The sequence below is a fragment of the Delftia sp. DLF01 genome, from assembly GCF_014852125.1.
GTDB classification, from domain to species: Bacteria; Pseudomonadota; Gammaproteobacteria; order Burkholderiales; family Burkholderiaceae_C; genus Comamonas; species Comamonas acidovorans.
Window position 1 is genome coordinate 146,540 of record NZ_JACVAZ010000001.1, and the last position, 18,536, is coordinate 165,075.

Sequence of the window (18,536 nt, forward strand, 5' to 3'; positions counted from 1 at the left end):
GGGGCGGCCTTGAAAGTCCCGTTCCTGCATCGTGGCCAGCGGCCTTGCCGCAGCCTGCCCATTCCAAACGCCATGCAGGGAGCCCGGAGATGACGGGCCAGCCCCATCAGACGGACTGGGCAGCGGCCGACCCCGTCCGCGCGCCCGGCCCGGCAGCGGCCGCAAGCCCTGCGGGCATGCGCCATACCCTGGCGCTGATGCTGGTGCTGCTGACGGTGGCCCTGGCGGCCGCCATGGTCTGGCTGCTCAGCGGCATGCGGACCACGGCGCAGGAAGAGGCTTCGCTGCGCCTGGTGCGCTTTGTGCTGGGCACCGAGGCGGCCATCAGCCGCAGCCTGGAATCCCTGGATGCCCTGGCGCTGGGCGTGGACGAACTGCTGGGTTCGCGCAACCCCGCATCAGCATCGCAGCCGCAACTGCAGGAAATGCTGCACACCATGGTGCGGCAGAACACGCTGGCGCAGCGCGCCTCGGTGCACGATATCCAGGGCCGGGAACTGGCCGCTTCGGGCGATGGCCCGTTCATCGACCTGCCTGCGCAGGCCTGGGAGCGCCTGGCGGGCCAAAGCCGCTCCGAATTGCTGGCAAGTCCACCCTCCGTTGCGCCGCAGGTGCCGGGTGGCGAGCGCATCCTGTACCTTGTGCGGCCCCTGAGCCGGGCGGAGCAGGGCGGCTATGTGCTGATGCAGGTGCCGGCTGCGGCGCTGGGCGCCGTGCTGGCCCAGGGTGGTGTGCTGGACGGCCTGGAGGTCACGCTGGAGCAGGGCAGCGGCGAGCTGCTGCTGTCCATGCCCCAGTATGGCGATGTCGCCGCTGTGCGGCTGCTGCCGACGACGTCGCAGCTGCCGTCCAGCGGCGTCATGCACATGGCCGCACGCCTGAGCCGCGTGCCCGCCCTGGTGGCTGCGCATCCGCTGCCCAAGGGACATCTGTGGGTCACGGCCAGCCTGCCCATGTCCTCCGTGCTGGCCAGCTGGCGCGTGGCTGCCTGGCTGATGGTGCTGGCCGTGATGATCTTCGGCGTGCTGCTGGCCGTGCTGGGCTGGACTGTGCACCGCTACATGGACCGCCTGCATGCCGCGCGGCGCCAGGCCCAGCGGTCCGAGCAGTGGCTGGACCAGGCGCTGGACAGCATGGTCAGCGGCTTTCTGCTGCTGGATTCGCAGCAGCGCGTGCTGCGCTGGAACCGCTGCTACGAGGAAATGTTCCCCTGGCACGCGGACCAGCTGGAGCCTGGGCGGCCCCTGCAATCGCTGCTCGATTCCTGCCCCAGCGCCGTGGGTCTGGCGGCGGCGCCGGCGCAGGCCGACGAGGCCAAGGACCTGCACCGCCAACTGGTGCTGCGGCCTGGCGTGCCCTTTGAGCAGCAACTGCCCAGCGGCCGCTTTGTCCAGATGACGGCACGGCTGGCCGCCGAGGACGGCGTGGTCATCACCTACAACGATGTCACCGATATCCGGCTGGCCACGGCCGAGATCGAGAGCCTGGCCTTCTACGATCCGCTGACCAGCCTGCCCAATCGCCGCCTGCTGCTGGACCGCCTGGCCCAGGCCACAGTGCTGGCCGCACGCGAAGGCTGGACCGGGGCGCTGCTGTTCCTGGACCTGGACCAGTTCAAGATGCTCAACGACACGCTGGGCCACGAAGTGGGCGACCAGCTGCTGCAGCAGGTGGCGCACCGCCTGCGCAGCGCCGTGCGATCTTCGGACACGGTGGCGCGCCTTGGGGGGGATGAGTTCGTGGTCATGCTCTGCGAGCTGTCGCACGAGCCTGCCGAGGCGGCCACGCTGGCCCAGCGCATCGGCGAGAAGATCCTGGCGCGGCTCAACCAGTCCTATGTGCTGGGCGCCCACCTGCACCGCAGCGCCTGCAGCATTGGCGCCACGCTGTTCGGCCGCCAGCCGCAGTCGGCGGCCGAGCTGCTCAAGCAGGCCGATATCGCCATGTACCAGATCAAGGCGCGCAACGGCAGCGGCCTGTGCTTCTTCGATCCGCAGATGCAGGTGGAAATCCACCAGCGCGTGCGCATGGAAGGCGACCTGCGCCAGGCCCTGGCGCAATCCCAGTTCGAGCTGCACTACCAGCCCCAGTTCACGCTGGCCGGCGAGGTCATAGGCGCCGAAGCCCTGCTGCGCTGGCGCCACCCCGAACGCGGCCTGGTGCCGCCCGGCATGTTCATTGCCGTGGCCGAGGAAAGCGAGATCATCGTGCCGCTGGGCATGTGGGTGATCCGCACGGCCTGCGAGCAACTGGCGATCTGGCAAAAGGATGCGCGGCTGCGCCATCTGCAGGTGGCCGTGAATGTCAGTGCCCGCCAGTTCCGGCACCAGGACTTCGCCTCCCAGGTCATCGAGCAGGTGCGCAATGCCGGCATTGCGCCCCATCTGCTCAAGCTGGAGCTGACCGAGTCGCTGGTGATCGAGAACGTGCAGGAGTCCATCGACAAGATGAAGCAGCTGCGCAGCCATGGCGTGTGCTTTTCCATGGACGACTTCGGCACTGGTCACTCCTCGCTGACCTATCTCACCCAGTTGCCGCTGAACCAGCTCAAGATCGACCAGTCCTTCGTGCGCCACCTGGGCTTGCGCCATACCGATGACGTGATCGTGCAGACCATCATCGGCATGGCGCGCAACCTGAACCTGGATGTGATCGCCGAAGGCGTGGAGACCCTGGAGCAGCGCGCCCTGCTCGCGCACTACGGCTGCGAGTATTTCCAGGGCTACCTGTTCAGCCCGCCCGTGCCCATACGCGCGTTCGAGCAACTGCTGGCCAAGGTGCCCGTGCGCACCGTGGCGCATGGCCTGCCCAAGGCTATGCCCGGCGCGAAGACACCATGATGCCGCCCACGATGAGCGCGAAGGCCAGACCGTGGTACAGCTGCGGCGTCTGGCCCAGCAGCGGAATGGACAGCAGGGCGGTGAACAGGGGCATCAGATTGCCGAAGAAGCCCGCCACCGCAGGGCTGCTGCGCTGCACGCCCAGGCCCCAGAAGCGATAGGCCAGGATGGCCGGCCCGACGGCGATGAACAGCAGGGCGCCCAGCAGCGGCCACCCTGCCTGAAGGTGAAACCGTCCCGATGCAGCCTCCAGTCCCGTGAACAGGCCGGACCACATCAAGCCGAAGACCATCTGTGCCAGCAGAAAGCCCGACCAGTCCGCGCGCAGCTGTCCTGACACGCTGGTCCTGGACAGCAGCCACGTATAGAAGGCCCACAGGATCGTGGCCAGCACCATGAACAGGTCGCCCGGCACCAGCTGCAGCTGTCGCAGCACCTGCGGATCGCCGCGCGACAGCACCACGGCCACGCCCAGCACCGACAGCGCAGCCCCCAGCAACTGGCGGCGGCTCACGGAAATGCCCCAGCAGATGCGGCCCACGGCCAGCATCCACACCGGCATGCTGGAGCCGACCAGGGTGGCATTCAGCGGCGTCGATGTTTTCAGCGCCAGGTACAGCAGGGCGTTGTAGCAGCCGATGCCCAGCAATCCCAGCAGCGCGAACTGGCGCCACTGCGGCCAGACGGCGCTGTCCCGGCGCAGCACCCATCCCGCCAGCGGCAGCAGCAGCATGAAGGCAATGGCCCAGCGCAGGAAATTCAGCGCGAAGGGCGAGATCAGGTCATGGACCATGCGGCCCACGATGGCATTGCCGGCCCACAGCAGCGGCGGCAGCGTCAGGATGGCGGCGGTGGAAGGCTTCAGCGGCTGGCTCATCGGGATCATCCGGCTTTCGGGCTCGCCACTATAGGCGTTGCGCGCTCTTTGCGCCGACCATGCGCTGCCGTCTTCCGCGAGGCGGGCCGAAACATGGCACGATGCCGCTCTTGTCGCTTTTTGCAGGAGTGCTCCCATGGGTATTGCAGTGCAGATCCGCCACAACGGCGGCCCCGAAGTCCTGGAGCTGGTGCAGGTCGCCGTGGGCGAGCCCGGGCCAGGCGAGGTACGCATACGCCACCATGCGGTGGGCCTGAACTTCATCGATGTGTACCAGCGCTCCGGCCTGTACTCGCTGCCCATGCCCCTGAGCCTGGGCATGGAAGGCGCAGGCGTGGTTGAAGCCGTGGGGGCCGGCGTGCAGCACCTGGGCGTGGGCGATCGCGTGGCCTATGCCAGCAATCCGCCGGGCAGCTACAGCGAAGTGCGCGTCATGCCCGCCATGTGCGTGTGCCGCCTGCCCGATGCCATTGCGTTCGAGACGGCTGCCGCCATGATGCTCAAGGGCCTGACCGCGCAGTACCTGCTCAAGAAATGCATTCCGGTCGAGGGCCTGGCACCGGGTGATGCCGTGCTGTTCCATGCGGCGGCCGGTGGCGTGGGCCTGATCGCCTGCCAATGGGCCAGGGCCCTGGGCCTGCAGCTCATCGCCACTGCAGGCTCGGACGAGAAGTGCGCGCTGGCCCTTGCCAACGGTGCAGCCCATGCCATCAACTACCGCAGCGAGAACTTCGCCGAGCGCGTGCAGGAGATCACGGGCGGCCAGGGTGTGAAGGTGGTCTACGACAGCGTGGGCAAGGACACATGGGAAGGCTCGCTGGCCTGCCTGCGGCGCTTCGGCCTGTTGGTGAGCTTCGGCAACGCCTCGGGCCCCGTGGCGCCTTTCGCTCCTGCCGTGCTGGCGGCCAAGTCGCTGTATGTGACGCGCCAGACCCTGTTCTCCCACATCACCAGCCGCGAGGCCACCCAGGCGATGGCAGACGATCTGTTCGCCGTGGTGGAAAGCGGTGCCGTGAAGATCCATATCGACCAGCGCTATCCGCTGGCCGAGGTGCGCCAGGCCCACCTGAACCTGGAGGCGCGCAAGACCACCGGCTCGACCATCCTGCTGCCATGAGTGTGTCAAAGCACCTTGCCGACCCAGCCGTGAATGCCTGGCTGGACCGCCTGCGTGCCGACACGCGCCAGCCCGCGCTGCAGCCGCGCCGGCCGTTGCTGGTGTCGGGGCAGGAAACTGGTTCGCTGGAAGATGGCCTGGCCGCGCTGCTGCCGGACGATGTGATGCATGCCCACGGCGTGGCGCTGCGCCTGCAGGCCGGCCAATGGCATCTGCAAGGCCAGGGCGATGCCACGGTCCTGCTCAACGCCCTGGCCCGGGTGCTGCGTGCCACGGGCCACAGCGGCCCCTGGCGCGATGAGCAACTGGCCGTGTGCAACGTCCAGGGCCAGCGCATTGCCACCGTGGAGCGCGGCGCCGTGCGCCCGCTGGGCATTGCCACCCAGGCCGTGCATCTGGTGGGCGAGACGGCCGATGGCCGCATCTGGGTGCAGCAGCGCGCCGACAACAAGCCCACCAACCCCGGCATGTGGGACACGCTGATGGGCGGCATGGTGGCCGCTTGCGATACCGTGGCCGAGGCCGTGGAGCGTGAAACCTGGGAAGAGGCCGGCCTGCGCGTGGCCGAGCTGCAGGGCCTGCGCCATGGCGGCCATGTGCTGTTCGAGCGCCCCAGCGACGAGGCCGAGGGCCGGGGCTTCATGCGCGAGCGCATCGACTGGTTCAGCGCCACCGTACCGCCGGCGCTGGAGCCCGGCAACCAGGATGGCGAGGTCCAGGCCTTTGCGCTGATCGAGCGCGACCAGCTCGTCGAATGGCTGCTGCGGGGCCGCTTCACGCCCGAGGCCGCCCAGGTGCTGGCGGCCTGGCTGGGCTGGTGAAACGCTTCAGCGCGCCGTCTTGTTCAGTGCCGATTCCTTGAGCCGGCTGGGCGCCAGGGCGCCGGCCGATTCGAGGATGGGGTAGGCCACCGAGCACAGCAGCGAGTTGATGCGCTTGAGGTCACTGATCAGGTCGATGTGCAGCGAACTGGTCTCTATGCTGGAGACGGTGTTGTCGGACAGGCGCGCCAGGTGGGTGGCCGAGTAGGCCAGCTCCAGGTCGCGGAAACGCGCCTTTTCCTCCAGCAGCTTCTGCGCCTCGCGCACATTGCCGTTGAGGAACACGCTCATCGCCAGGCGCAGATTGTCCAGCAGGTGGTGCAGCAGCTCGCGGATCTCCTGCGTGCCGGCCTCGGAGAACTGGCGGCCCTTCTTTATCTTCTTGTCCTCGATGTCCAGCAGCACGCGCTCGATGATGTCGCCGATCTGCTCCATGTTGATGGTGAAGCTGATGATTTCCGTCCAGCGCTGGCCCTCGCGCTCGTCCAGTTCGGCGCGCGAGATCTTGGTCATGTAGTACTTGATGGCCGAGTACAGATCGTCCACCGTGCCTTCAAGCTCGCGCAGCTCCTGGGACAGCTTGAGGTCGTCGGTCTCCAGCACCCGCTGCATGCCGATCAGCATGGACTCGACCATGTCGGCCTGGTGCAGGGCCTCGCGCGCGGCGCAGGAAATGGCCAGTGACGGCGTGCTCAGCGCCGACGGGTCCAGGTGGCGGGGCCGCAGCAGGCTGGTGGAGCTGGCCTCGGGCTTGGGCAGCAGGGCCGTCACCCAGCGAGCCACGGTCTGCGTCAGGCCGATGAAGCACAGGCTGTTGAAGATGTTGAAGGCCAGATGGAACAGCACGATGTTCTGGCCCTTGCCGTCGATCATCGGCATCACGTAGGTGGCCCACAGCCCCAGGAAGGGCGCGACGATGGCCACCCCCATGATCTTGAAAAGCATGTTGCCGATGGTGACCTGGCGCACTTCGGTGCTGGACTTGGCCGTGGTCAGCACGGCCACCAGGCCGCTGCCGATATTGGCGCCCAGCGTCAGGCCGAGCGCCACTTCCATGGGAATCGCGCCCGAGCTGGCCATGGCCGCGATCAGCAGCACGATGGCCAGGCTGGAATAGGCCATCACGGCCAGCAGCGCACCCAGCAGCAACTCCATGAAGATATCGCTGGTGACCGAGCCCAGCAGGGTGCGCACGGCGGGGGCTTCCAGCAGCGGTTCGGTGGCCTCGACCACCAGGCGCAGGGCCAGCAGCATCACGCCCAGGCCGATCAGCACGCGGCCTATGCGCCCGGCCGTGGTGTCCTGGCGGGTGATGAACAGCACCACGCCCACGAAGATGAACAGCGGCGACAGCCAGGACAGGTCGGTGGAGAACAGCACGGCCATCAGCGCCGTGCCCACGTCGGCGCCGCGCATCACGGCCAGCGCGGCCGGCAGCGAGATCAGGCCCTGGCCCACGAAGGCCGAGGTCATCAGCGAGGTCGCCGTGCTCGACTGCACCAGCGCAGTCACACCCAAGCCCGACAGCGCAGCCGAGAAACGGTTGCTCATGCTGTGGGCGAGCAGGTCGCGCAGGTTGGCGCCGAACACCCGCAGCACGCCGGTGCGGACCATGTGCGTGCCCCAGACCAGCAGGGCGATGGCGGCCAGTAGATTGAGTAAGTGCTTCATGTGCTGTGAGCGGAGAAGCGGACCAATATAACCCCGGTCCCGGCTTGCGCGCAGGAGAGTCGGCCGCATGAGCGCACAGTTTGGTGCGAAATAAAGAAAATTGTAGAAATAAAACGAATCAAAAAGAATTTCGGTTGACCAAAAACGCACTCAGGAAAACCCGAGGAGAAAGCCCGTCGGCACGCAGTTGGCGGCAGCCTCCATGAAAAAGCCCCTCGCAGGAGGGGCTGGGCTGGCTGTCGTGGCGTGCGCCGCGGCGGGGATCAGGTTCCTTTGGCCCGCCGTGCGCGCAGCACCTCGTCCAGGATCAGCAGGCCCGCGCCCACGCTGATGGCGATGTCGGCGGCATTGAAGGCCGGAAAGTGCGAACGGCCCCAGTAGAAGTCCAGGAAGTCCACCACGTAGCCGTGCTGCAGGCGGTCCACCACGTTGCCGATGGCGCCGCCCAGGATGCTGGCCAGCGAGAAGCAAAACAGCTTCTGCCCCGGATGCTTGCGCAACTGCCAGACGATGAGCAGCGTGGCCGCCACGCCGATGCCCACGAACAGCCAGCGCTGCCAGCCGCCCGCTCCGGCCAGGAACGAGAAGGCAGCGCCCGTGTTGTGCGCCCGCACGATGTTGAAGAAGCCCGTGATCGGCGTCCAGTCGCCCAGCTGGTAGGCACCAAGGATCAACTGCTTGGTGAGCTGGTCGATGGCGATGATCGCCAGCGACCAGGCCAGCCAGGGCCAGATGCGGCTGTTGCGGGATTCGGGGACCGCAGCAAAGGTAGGGGTCATGGCAGCGCCTCAGGGGTTGATTACGCCTTGTGGCGCTCTTCGCCAGCACCGTGCAGGTTGCTGTCGCAACGGCCGCACAGGCTGGGGTGCTCGGGGTTGATGCCCACGTCGGCACGGTAGTGCCAGCAGCGGTCGCACTTGGCGTGGCTGCTGGGTGTGACGGCGGCCTGCAGGGCCTCGCCCGCCAGGGCCTCGGCCGCCGAGGTGATGAAGACGAACTTCAGGTCGTCGCCCAGGCTTTGCAGCAGGGCCAGGTCTTCGGGCTGGGCCGAGACACTGACTTCGGCCTGCAGCGAGGAGCCGACCCGGCCTTCGGTGCGCACGGCCTCGATGTCCTTGTTCACCACGTCGCGGATCTCGCGCAGGCGCGCCCACTTGGCCAGCAGGGCCTCGTCACCGGCCGGCAGGTCGGTGTAGGTCTCCAGGAAGATGGACTCGCTGTCGCCGAAGACCTTCCAGGCCTCTTCGGCCGTGAAGGACAGGAAGGGCGCCATCCAGCGCAGCATGGCATGCGTGATCTGGTGCAGGGCGGTCTGGGCGCTGCGGCGGGCCAGGCTCTTGGGCGCGCTGGTGTACAGGCGGTCCTTGAGCACGTCCAGGTAGAAGCCGCCCAGGTCTTCCGAGCAGAACAGCTGCAGCTTGGCCACCACGGGGTGGAATTCATAGACCTTGTAGTGGGCCAGCAGCTCGGCCTGGAACTGGGCCGCGCGGGCCAGGGCCCAGCGGTCGATTTCCAGCAGCTCTTCGGTGGGAACCGAGTCCTGCGCAGCATCGAAGTCGCTGACGTTGGCCAGCAGGAAGCGCAGCGTGTTGCGGATGCGGCGGTAGGCATCCACCACGCGGGCCAGGATCTTGTCGTCGATGCCCAGGTCGCCCGAGTAGTCGGTCGAGGCCACCCACAGGCGGATGATCTCGGCGCCCATCTTGTTGCTCACGTCCTGCGGGGCGACGGTGTTGCCCAGCGACTTGGACATCTTCTTGCCCTGGCCGTCCACGGTGAAGCCGTGGGTCAGCAGGCCGCGGTAGGGCGCGCGACCGAAGATGGCCGAGGCCAGCAGCAGCGACGAATGGAACCAGCCGCGGTGCTGGTCATGGCCTTCCAGGTAGAGGTCGGCCTCGGGGCCCTGGTCGTGGTGCATGTCGGCGTGCGTGCCGCGCATCACGTGCCAGAAGGTGGAGCCGGAGTCGAACCAGACTTCGAGGATGTCGGTGCTCTTGGTGTAGTGCACGGCCTCCTCGGCGCCCAGGATGTCCTCGGCCGTCACGCGGCTCCAGGCCTCGATGCCGCCCTTCTCGACCATGGCGGCCGCCTGGTCGATGATCTCCATGGTGCGCGGGTGCAGCTCGCCGCTGTCCTTGTGCAGGAAGAAGGGCAGGGGCACGCCCCAGCTGCGCTGGCGCGAGATGCACCAATCGGGGCGGCCGGCGATCATGTCGCGCAGGCGGGTCTTGCCGTTCTCCGGGTAGAACTGGGTGTGCTCGATGGCCTCCAGCGCGATCTGGCGCAGCGTCTGCGCGGGCTTGTCGCCGGGCTTGGTGAACACGCCCTCGCCCTCGTCCATGCGGATGAACCACTGGGCTGCGGCGCGGTAGATCACGGGCGTCTTGTGGCGCCAGCAGTGCGGGTAGCTGTGGGTGATGGTCTTGGTGTCCATCAGGCGGCCGGCCAGCTTGAGCGCGTCGATGATGGCGGGCGTGGCCTTCCAGATGTGCTGGCCGCCGAACAGCGGCAGCTCGGGCGCGTAGACGCCGTTGCCCTGCACGGGGCTCAGGATGTCTTCGCGCGTCATGCCGTTGTTCATGCAGCTGTTGAAGTCGTCCACGCCATAGGCGGGGGCCGAGTGCACGATGCCGGTGCCGTCATCGGCCGTTGCGTAGTCGGCCAGGAACACGGGCGAGACGCGGTCGAAGCCCTTGTCCATATCGGCCAGCGGGTGCTTGAACTGCAGGTGGTCCAGCTTCCTGCCCACGGCGGTGGCGACGACCTGGCCTTCGAGCTTCCAGCGTGCCAGGCATTTCTCGACCAGGGCCGAGGCCACGATCAGCAGGCCGCGCTCGGTGTCCACCAGGCTGTATTCCAGCTCGGGGTTGACGTTGAGCGCCTGGTTGGCGGGGATGGTCCAGGCCGTCGTCGTCCAGATGACGATGAAGGCTGGCTTGGCCAGCGAGGGCAGGCCGAAGGCGGCCGCCAGCCTGTCGGGCTCGGCCGTGGGGAACATCACGTCCAGCGTCTGGCTTTGCTTGTCGGCGTATTCGATCTCGAACTCGGCCAGCGAGGAGCCGCAGTCAAAGCACCAGTACACGGGCTTGAGGCCGCGGTAGACGAAGCCACGCTCCATGACGCGCTTGAGGGCGCGCAGCTCGGCGGCCTCGTTGGCGTAGTTCATGGTCTTGTAGGGATGGTCCCAGTCGCCGAGCACGCCCAGGCGCTTGAAGTCCACCATCTGCTGGGCGATCTGCTCTGTGGCGAAGGCGCGGCTCTTGGCCTGCATCTCGTCGCGCGGCAGGTTGCGGCCATGCAGCTTTTCGATGGCGTTCTCGATGGGCAGGCCGTGGCAGTCCCAGCCCGGCACGTACAGCGCGTCGAAGCCTTCGAGCTGGCGGCTCTTGACGATCATGTCCTTGAGCGCCTTGTTCACCGCGTGGCCGATGTGGATCTTGCCGTTGGCGTAGGGCGGGCCGTCATGCAGGATGAACTTGGGCGCACCGTGGCGCGCGTCGCGCAGCTTCTTGTAGAGCCCCTTGTCCTCCCATTCCTGGACCCAGCCCGGCTCGCGCTTGGGCAGGTCGCCGCGCATGGGGAAGGGCGTGTCGGGCATGTTCAGCGTGGCGCGATAGCCCGCATTGGCGTTGGGGGAGACTTTCGAATCAGACATGGAGAACCTTGAAAGCAGGCCAGAGCCCGGACCGTCTGGTCCAGGCACGGAAAAAGGGGAGGGAAGCCTGGTGCGCACCCGCGCCCGGGCAGGTGACGGAGAGCGTCAAATTCGGTCGCGCGTGGTCTGGCGACGGGTCTCGGTGTAGATGGGCGTGTGGATGGTGGCGAAGAACGCGCGCGCGTCATCGCAGTCCTTGGCGATGCCGGCGGTGAGGGCGTCGAGACTGTCGTACTTCAGCTCGTCGTGCAGTTTGTGCAGAAGTTCCACGCGGATGATTTTACCGTAGGCCTCTTCGCCTCCCGGCGCGCCGGGCCAATCGAGGCAATGCGTCTCCAGCAGGACGCGCCCGCCGTTGACATCCGTCGGGTCCAGGGAAGGGCGTACGCCGAGGTTGGCCACGCCGCGCAGCGGTCGTTCATTCAGGCCATGGACCAGCACGGCGAAGATGCCGCTGGCCGCAGGCTTCCAATGGTTGAAGCGCAGGTTCAGCGTGCGAAAGCCGTCGCCCGCGCCCTGGCGGCTCTCGGCCAGGCTGCGGCCCAGCTTGCGGCCGTGCACCACATGGCCGGAGATGGTGTAAGGATGGCCCAGCAGCCGCGCGGCGTCCTGCATGCGCCCCTCGGCCAGGGCTGCTCGCACATGGGTGCTGGACACGCGCAGGCCGTGCACCTCGTAGCTGTTCATGCGGGCCACGTCAAAGCCCTGGCGCTGGCCTGCCGCATCCAGCATGGCGTAGTCGCCCGCACGCTGGGTGCCGAAGCGGAAGTCGTCGCCAACCAGCACGTATTTCGCGCCAAGGCCCGCCACCAGCACTTCGTCGATGAAGGCCTGCGGCGACTGGCTGGCCAGCGCCTGGTTGAAGGGCAGCACCACGGTCTGGTCCACGCCGCAGCGCTCCAGCTCCGACAGCTTGTCGCGCAACGTGCCAATGCGCGCCGGCGCGATCTCGGGCCGGCCCAGGATCTGGGCGAAGTAGTCGCGCGGATGGGGCTCGAAGGTCAGCACGCAGGTGGGCACGCCGCGCTGTGCCGCCTCGGCGGCCAGCAGGGCCAGCATGGCCTGGTGGCCGCGATGGACACCATCGAAATTGCCGATGGTGACGGCACAGGCCGATTCCCGCCCTGGATGGTTGAAGCCTCGAAAAATCTTCATGGGACGCTTTGTTTTCAATAGCGGCTGGCACGCGCGCAGCCAGCTCAGGCTGTCAATCCGACATGGAAACAGAGTATATTGCCTCGATAAGGCCTGCCTTGCAGGCCCTGTGCACTGGCTGCATTCCCGTTCACTTTGGTGTCAGAGGAGGCGTGTCGTGAAGGTCTTGAAGCTGTCGGCCCAAGGGCTGCCCCAATCCTGGATCACGCTGGAGCAGGCGGCGCTGCATTACGCGGCGGACGATGTGCGCTGGGAGTCCGGCGGAGAGGTCGCCTGTTTCCGCGGTGGTCACAATGCCGTCACGGGCTGCCAGTCGGTCATCCACATCAACAGCATCATCGGTACGCGCGGCGCGCCTGCCATCAATCCGCACAGCCTGCAGCCCGGCCTGACCAACGGCAAGCTGTTCGCACGCGACCGCTGCATCTGTGCCTATTGCGGCCGGGTCTTTCATGAAAACGACCTCACGCGCGAGCACATCGTGCCCATCTCCGCAGGGGGAGGCCACCAGTGGATGAATCTGGTGACGGCCTGCCGCTCCTGCAATCACCGCAAGGGTGCCCGCACACCTGAGCAGGCGCGCATGCCGCTGCTCTACACGCCCTATATACCCAGCCTCTGGGAAGACTTCATCCTGCGCAACCGGCGGATCCTGGCCGATCAGATGGAGTTCCTGCTGCTGCACGTGCCCCGGAGTTCGCGCTGGGCACGGGACGGATTCGCCGAGGGCGGTGGTGCGCCCACGCACGAGGTGGCGTGGGCTTGATGAAGGCCCGTCAGGCAGCGGTCTTGGTGGCCGTCACGACAAAGCCCTGAACCGGCTCGCCACCTTCCTGGCGCAGCACCAGTTCTTCCGTCGCCACACTGAAACCGGCTTGCTTGCACAGTGCCTCGATATGGCTGCGCTTGTGGGCGTAGCGGTGGCTGGATTGGAGGACCAGGTCGGGACCGTCTTCCGGGGCGGTTTCGCAGGAGAAGATAAGTTCGCCACCCGTCTTGAGAATGCGTGCGGCATTGGGGATGACCAATTGGGGGTCGCCAATGTAGATCAGCACATCAAGCAGGGTCAGTACATCGTATTCATTGGCCGGCGTGTTCTGAAGCGCACCCAACAGGTCCACATTGTGGAAACGGTCATAGACGCCGTGTTTGGCGGCTTCCTCAATCATCTTGAGCGAGCTGTCCACACCGATCAGATAGCCTTGCATCGGACCCAGGAACAGCCCCAGCAGGCCGGTACCGCAGCCCAGATCAAGCAGGTTGAAGTCCTTCTCCGGGTGGCGAGCAATCAATTGCCCTGCAACGATTTTCGGCAGTTGGTAGTTCAGGCCGAGAACCAGATGCCTGTCAAAGCGCTCGGCCATCTCGTCGAACATGGCTTGGTGCATTCCCACCGGAATATGTTGGGGAGTCTCGGCCCGTGCCAGTGCCGCGTAGTAAGCCAGTGTGGCGTCCTGTGGGAATTTTTCCTCAAGGGTGCGGATATCGTCCAGGGCCGCTGCGGGTTCGCCGCGTGCGATTTGAACCTTGATGCGCCCCATTTTGTAGACAGGCTGTTCCGGGAATTCATCCACCAGGGCGTTCCAAATCTGGAGTGCCTCGGTGTGTTCTCCCAATTCGCCCAGGTCAGCGGCCAGATGCTGCCGCAGCATGGCATCGTTTGGAAAAAGCTCCAGTCCCCGGCGCAGGTGCAGGACAGCCATTTCATGATTTCCGGCACGGTGCGCGATGTCCACGACGCCCGCAAGCACCTGCGGATTGCGGGGCTCGATGCGCGCCACCTTTTCCGCCATTTCAATGGCGAGATCGAACTGATCGCGCCGTGCGCGATAAAGGGCCGTTTCCAGGAGGCCCGGGCCCCACATCGGGGCGAGTTCAACGCAGCGATCGAAAGCCTCTTCGGCTTTGGCCAGGTTGCCGGCCTTTTCTGCCATCAGCCCGGCCAGCATGAAGACACGGGCATCGCTTGGCATCTTGCGATGGGCCTTGTTCAGAGTCAGTGCGGCCTTCTGCAGATCGCCGTTGGAGATCTGCTGGCGAGCCATTTCCAGGTGCTTGCGGTTGATGTCGGCGGGGATGGAAGTAGCGCTCATGGACAGGTGTGTGTTTATGGCCAAGGAGAGGCGGGCGTTGATTGCGGCATGTGCCGGCAGGCCACGCCAGTGGCGAACTTTTCATTATCGTGGATTCTTCGCCCGGCGATGTTTCAAGCCGATGCCTGCAAGGTCTTGGCCTGCGGTGCGGGCAAGGGGCGCGGTGGCAGCGTGAGCGTGAAGCGGGTGCCGCCCTGGTCTGATGGCGCTGCCTGTATGTCGCCGCCATGCAGGCGTGCAATGCGCCGGGCGACCCACAGGCCCAGGCCGAAGCCGCGGGCCTGGTCCGCGCGGTGACCGCGCTCGAAGCGCTCGAAGCGCTCGAAGATGCGTTGTGCCAGCTCGGGTGCAAGACCCGGGCCCTGGTCGCTGACAGTGAGTTCCAGCCGGCCGTGTTCGTCGGTGCGCGCGCGCACGGCGATTTCTCCGGCCTTGGCGTATTTCACCGCGTTGTCCACGAGGTTGGACAGGGCGATGCGGGTGAGCGTGGAGTCGCACTCCCATGTGGCGGGCGCATTGGCGCTGTCCAGATTCAGGTGGTGGCGGCGTGACCAGTGCACAAGCTGCGCGGCATCATCGACCAGCTCCATGACGGGCGCGCGGTGCAATTGCAGCCGGAAGGCGGGAGCATCCAGGCGGTCGCTGATCAGGCAGTTGTCCACCAGGGCCGTCAGGCGCCTGCAGGCGCGCCGGATCTGTGCGGCGCGTTCCAGCTGGGAGTCGATGTCGGGCGAGGGAAAGGACAGCTGCTCGGTGGCCGCGCTGTCCACCACGGCCAGCGGCGTGCGGAATTCATGGTTGACCATATTGAAGAACTGGCGCTGCTCCAGCCGCAGCGTGCGTTCGCTGTGCAGTGCCGCCTGCAGTGCGTTCTGGGCGCGCAGCAGCTCGGCCGTGCGCAGGCGTACACGCTCTTCCAGCGCATGCTCGGACTTGGCAAGGGATTCGAGCAGCTGTGCCTGGCGTGCCATGGAGTCGCGGAATTTCTGGATCAGACCGGCGCCCACGGCCACGGTGATCACGATGTTGACCAGCAAGGTGTTGAGCTGCCAGAACACGCTGGTTTCTATGGTCGGCAGGCTGGTCAGGCCGACATAGGCCGCCGTCACATACAGGCCCATCAGCCCATACATGGTGCTGGGAACCACCATCAGCACATGAACCAGATTGGCACGCTCGCGCAGCAGATTGCTCCATGCCACCACGGCGAACAGTGCGCTGATGGCCCAGGGCGCGCCCACCCCTATCCAGGCCCAGTCCTGGTAGCGGCCCAGCGGTATGCTGGGCAGGCACAGCAGCGGGATGATTCCCAGGGCGAGCAAGGCCCGATCCATGCGCCGCCAGCGTGTGTCGCGTGTCAGCAGCTCGCGCATCTGCCAGGCCAGGGCGGCGGGCAGCATCAAGGTGCCCAGGCTGACGCACAGATGGCCCCAGTGCGCGAGATGGTCGGGCAGCCAGATCTGCAGGTACCCCCGGTCGCTGGCGCCGTGGATCAGCACGGCCATGGCGGCCACTGCCATGGCGGCCAGATTGCGCAGGCGCAGGGCCAGGGCAGCGCCGATGATCAGCAGGGCCAGCATGAGGTTGATGCCCTGGTGGATGCCCGATGCCCATTCCACGGCCGAGAACTGCGTCATCAGGCCGCTGCTGCGCCAGAGCGTGGCGTCAAGCTGCATGGGGCTGGAGGTCTGCACGCGCAGGATGAAGGGCTGGCCCGAGTACAGCGGAAACACCAGCTGCCGAACATGCACGCGCGGTTCGTCGGTGGCCGTATCACCGCTGCTGCGCATGCGCCATGCGCCGTCAACGTGCTGGTAGAGCGCAACGCGGTCCAGATAACTGGGCAGGATTTCCAGCCACAGCGGATCGTGCTCGGGGTCTGCCTTGCCGGCGGCGATGTGAGGCGCCTGCACCTTGAGCCAATACACATCGCGCGTATAGCCCTTGTTCAGCGGTGTATCGAGCAGGGTGAAGGCCGTATCGGGCAGGGCTGCCACCTGATCGATGGTGAAGCTGCCTTGTGCATCGACGAGCGCCAGCATGGGCAGGTCCGTGCCCAGCTGCAGGCGCTTTGCCGGCAGGGACTGCCAGGCCGGGCTGAGAATGAAGCAGACCACCAGCACCAGCGAAAACACCAGCCAGCCCGGCAGCGCCAGCCGGTTCAGGATACGCAGCAGGTTCAGGATACGCATGGCGAGGCGGGCTGTGTTGCAGCTGTGGCAAGGCCGCTGTCTTCGGGAATGCTGCTGGGCAGCGTCAGCGTGAAGCAGGTGCCGCCGCCCGCAGCTGGCGTGACCTGCACATCGCCGCCATGCATCTGGGCCACGCGCCGGGCCACCCACAGCCCCAGGCCGAAGCCTCGGGTCTGGTCCGAACGCTCTCCGCGCTCGTGCAGCTCGAAGATGCGCTGCGCCAACTCGGGCGCCAGGCCAGGGCCCTCGTCGCTGACGGTGAGTTCCAGCCTGCCCTGTGCGTCCAGGCGGGCGCATACGGCGATTTCTCCGGCTTGGGCGTATTTCACGGCGTTGTCCACGAGGTTGGACAGGGCGATCCGTACCAGGGTGGGATCGCATTCCCAGGAGGCGGGGACGCCCGCAGTCTCCAGCTTTAGATGGTGGCGGCGCGACCAGTGCACGAGCTGCACGGCATCGTCGATCAGGTCCATCACGGGCACCCGGTCGAGCTGCAGCCGGAACGCAGGCGCGTCCAGTCGGTCGCTGACCAGGCAGTTGTCCACCAGGGCCGTGAGGCGCCTGCAGGCGCGGCGGATCTGGGCTGCGCGTTCCAGCTGGGAATCGATATCGGTGGACGGAAAAGTCAGTTGCTCGGTGGCCGCGCTGTCCACCACGGCCAGCGGCGTGCGGAATTCATGGTTGACCATGTTGAAGAACTGGCGCTGCTCCAGCCGCAGCGTGCGCTCGCCATGCAATGCGGCCTGCAGCGCGTTTTGCGCATGCAGCAGCTCCGCCGTGCGCATGCGCACCCGTCCTTCCAGCGCATGTTCCGACCGGGCCAGCGACTCCACCAGCTGTGCCTGCCTGCCCATGGAATTCTGGAATTTCTCGACCAGACTGGCGCCCACGGCAATGATGATGAGGATGTACAGCAGCAGCGATTCCAGCTGCCAGTACATGCCTGCCTCGATGTCGGAAGACACCAGTCCCGTATAGGCCGCAGCCACGTGGATGCCCATGACCGTGTGCAGCGTGTAGGGAATCAGCACCAGCAGGTTGACGATGCTGGGACCCTGGCGGAACAGGTTCTGCCAGGCCACCAGCGCACTCAGCAGACTGGCCATCCAGGGCACGCTGACCCCCAGCCAGGCCCATTGCGTGTAGTGCCCCGTCGGTATGCTGAGTACGGCCAGCAGCGGTGCCACGGTCAGCAGCATCAGCATGCGATCGATGCGGCGCCAGGCCGTGCCGCGCGTCAAGGTCTCGCGTGCCTGCCAGGCAAAGGCGGCAGGCAGCAGGAAGACGCCCACGCTCACCCAGACATCCGCATGCGGCGCCCAGGGCTCGGGCAGCCACAGCTGGGCATAGCCGCGCACATTGGCGTTGTGGGTCAGCACCACGAAGGCCAGCAAGGTCATGGCCATCAGGCTGCGCATGCGCAGGGCCAGGGCCGCGCCCGCGATCAGCAGGGTCAGCACCAGGTTCACACCCTGGTGCACGCCCGATGCCCACTCGACGCTGGACAACCAGGCCATCAGCCCCGTGCTGTGCCAGACCGTGGCGTACAGCTGCATGGCGCTGCTGGTCTCGATGCGCAGTACAAAGGGCTGGCCAGCGCGCAGTGGAAACACCAGCTGGCGCACATGGATGCGCTGAGCCATGGGCACGGTGTCACCGCTTTCCCTCGCCTGCCACAGGCCGTGCGCCTGCTGGTAGAGCGTGACCTTGTCCAGATAGGTGGGCGTGATCTCCAGCCACAGCGCATCGTTGTCGGCCAGCCCGCTTGTGGGCGCAAGGGCAGGCGCGGCAACCCTCACCCAGTAAGCATGGCGGGTATAGCCCTCGTTCAGAGGCGTGCGCCGGGTTTCGAAGGCATCATCGGGCAGGGCCGCGACCTGTTCAATGGTCATGCTGCGGCCCGCATCGGCAAGCACCTGCATGGGCAGGTCCTTGCCAAGACGCAGTCCCTTGTCAGGGGGAGGCATGGACGCCGGGCTCAGCACGAAAAATGCAAGTAACCCGAGCGAGACCATGATCCATGCAATAAATGTAAATTTTTGTGTGTTTCTCTGAACTGTGAGCATTCGAGAGTGTTCGTGCATGGCGGCGGACGTTCGCCCCAATGAAAATCCG

At 66.4% G+C, this 18,536-nt stretch carries 12 protein-coding genes; 4 read left to right on the forward strand and 8 right to left on the reverse strand.

The genetic code is table 11. The features are described from left to right. The first annotated feature begins 89 nt into the window (after positions 1-89). Positions 90-2,840: an EAL domain-containing protein gene (locus tag IB269_RS00670; protein WP_192366204.1), complete on the forward strand. Its 2,751-nt coding sequence runs from the start codon at positions 90-92 to the stop codon at positions 2,838-2,840. Here the strand turns inward: IB269_RS00670 and IB269_RS00675 are convergent. Next, a complete protein-coding gene (locus tag IB269_RS00675; RefSeq protein ID WP_192366205.1) occupies positions 2,815-3,717 on the reverse strand; it encodes a DMT family transporter in 903 nt (300 codons plus the stop codon). The two genes, IB269_RS00670 and IB269_RS00675, sit on opposite strands and share 26 nt — an antisense overlap. A gap of 136 nt (positions 3,718-3,853) precedes the next feature. Between IB269_RS00675 and IB269_RS00680 the strand changes: the two genes are divergently transcribed. Beyond that, positions 3,854-4,834: a quinone oxidoreductase family protein gene (locus IB269_RS00680; RefSeq protein WP_192366206.1), complete on the forward strand. Its 981-nt coding sequence runs from the start codon at positions 3,854-3,856 to the stop codon at positions 4,832-4,834. Then, entirely contained in the window at positions 4,831-5,655 is an 825-nt protein-coding gene (locus tag IB269_RS00685; protein WP_192366207.1) for an NUDIX hydrolase, read from the forward strand. Before IB269_RS00680 ends, IB269_RS00685 begins: the two co-directional genes overlap by 4 nt. Before the next feature lie 6 nt (positions 5,656-5,661). Here the strand turns inward: IB269_RS00685 and IB269_RS00690 are convergent, their stop codons facing one another. The 4 genes from IB269_RS00690 to IB269_RS00705 all read right to left on the reverse strand — a co-directional run bounded on the left by IB269_RS00690 (position 5,662) and on the right by IB269_RS00705 (position 12,136). Then, positions 5,662-7,326: a Na/Pi cotransporter family protein gene (locus IB269_RS00690; RefSeq protein ID WP_013800898.1), complete on the reverse strand. Its 1,665-nt coding sequence runs from the start codon at positions 7,324-7,326 to the stop codon at positions 5,662-5,664. A gap of 263 nt (positions 7,327-7,589) precedes the next feature. Beyond that, positions 7,590-8,105, reverse strand: coding sequence for a signal peptidase II (gene lspA / locus IB269_RS00695; RefSeq protein WP_192366208.1), 516 nt, complete (start codon positions 8,103-8,105; stop codon positions 7,590-7,592). A gap of 20 nt (positions 8,106-8,125) precedes the next feature. Further along, positions 8,126-10,981 (reverse strand): isoleucine--tRNA ligase, encoded by a 2,856-nt coding sequence (gene ileS / locus IB269_RS00700; protein WP_192366210.1) that lies wholly within the window; start codon positions 10,979-10,981, stop codon positions 8,126-8,128. Positions 10,982-11,086: 105 nt separating this feature from the next. Then, the gene (locus IB269_RS00705; RefSeq protein WP_192366212.1) at positions 11,087-12,136 is read right to left on the reverse strand and encodes a bifunctional riboflavin kinase/FAD synthetase; all 1,050 of its coding nucleotides are present in this window, start codon (positions 12,134-12,136) and stop codon (positions 11,087-11,089) included. Positions 12,137-12,293: 157 nt separating this feature from the next. On the opposite strand from IB269_RS00705, the gene IB269_RS00710 reads away from it, so the two are divergent. Then, the gene (locus IB269_RS00710) at positions 12,294-12,902 is read left to right on the forward strand and encodes an HNH endonuclease (RefSeq protein ID WP_012207180.1); all 609 of its coding nucleotides are present in this window, start codon (positions 12,294-12,296) and stop codon (positions 12,900-12,902) included. A 10-nt stretch (positions 12,903-12,912) separates the two neighbouring features. Here the strand turns inward: IB269_RS00710 and IB269_RS00715 are convergent, their stop codons facing one another. The 3 genes from IB269_RS00715 to IB269_RS00725 form a co-directional block, all read right to left on the reverse strand. Beyond that, complete coding sequence (locus IB269_RS00715; RefSeq protein WP_192366216.1) at positions 12,913-14,229, reverse strand: tetratricopeptide repeat protein; 1,317 nt, start codon at positions 14,227-14,229, stop codon at positions 12,913-12,915. 113 nt (positions 14,230-14,342) lie between these two features. Beyond that, entirely contained in the window at positions 14,343-16,421 is a 2,079-nt protein-coding gene (locus tag IB269_RS00720) for an ATP-binding protein (RefSeq protein WP_192366218.1), read from the reverse strand. After that, positions 16,409-18,388 carry an ATP-binding protein gene (locus tag IB269_RS00725; protein ID WP_192366220.1) on the reverse strand — a complete coding sequence of 660 codons (1,980 nt, stop codon included), beginning with the start codon at positions 18,386-18,388 and terminating at the stop codon, positions 16,409-16,411. Before IB269_RS00725 ends, IB269_RS00720 begins: the two co-directional genes overlap by 13 nt. Positions 18,389-18,536: the final 148 nt, after the last annotated feature.

Excerpts from the sequence above, each read along its gene's own strand:
- IB269_RS00715 (WP_192366216.1), bottom strand. The coding sequence starts at position 14,229 with ATGAGCGCTACTTCCATCCCCGCCGACATCAACCGCAAGCACCTGGAA.
- IB269_RS00670 (WP_192366204.1), top strand. The coding sequence starts at position 90 with ATGACGGGCCAGCCCCATCAGACGGACTGGGCAGCGGCCGACCCCGTC.
- ileS (WP_192366210.1), bottom strand. The coding sequence starts at position 10,981 with ATGTCTGATTCGAAAGTCTCCCCCAACGCCAATGCGGGCTATCGCGCC.
- lspA (WP_192366208.1), bottom strand. The coding sequence starts at position 8,105 with ATGACCCCTACCTTTGCTGCGGTCCCCGAATCCCGCAACAGCCGCATC.
- IB269_RS00685 (WP_192366207.1), top strand. The coding sequence starts at position 4,831 with ATGAGTGTGTCAAAGCACCTTGCCGACCCAGCCGTGAATGCCTGGCTG.
- IB269_RS00720 (WP_192366218.1), bottom strand. The coding sequence starts at position 16,421 with ATGCGTATCCTGAACCTGCTGCGTATCCTGAACCGGCTGGCGCTGCCG.
- IB269_RS00680 (WP_192366206.1), top strand. The coding sequence starts at position 3,854 with ATGGGTATTGCAGTGCAGATCCGCCACAACGGCGGCCCCGAAGTCCTG.
- IB269_RS00725 (WP_192366220.1), bottom strand. The coding sequence starts at position 18,388 with ATGCCTCCCCCTGACAAGGGACTGCGTCTTGGCAAGGACCTGCCCATG.
- IB269_RS00705 (WP_192366212.1), bottom strand. The coding sequence starts at position 12,136 with ATGAAGATTTTTCGAGGCTTCAACCATCCAGGGCGGGAATCGGCCTGT.
- IB269_RS00675 (WP_192366205.1), bottom strand. The coding sequence starts at position 3,717 with ATGAGCCAGCCGCTGAAGCCTTCCACCGCCGCCATCCTGACGCTGCCG.
- IB269_RS00690 (WP_013800898.1), bottom strand. The coding sequence starts at position 7,326 with ATGAAGCACTTACTCAATCTACTGGCCGCCATCGCCCTGCTGGTCTGG.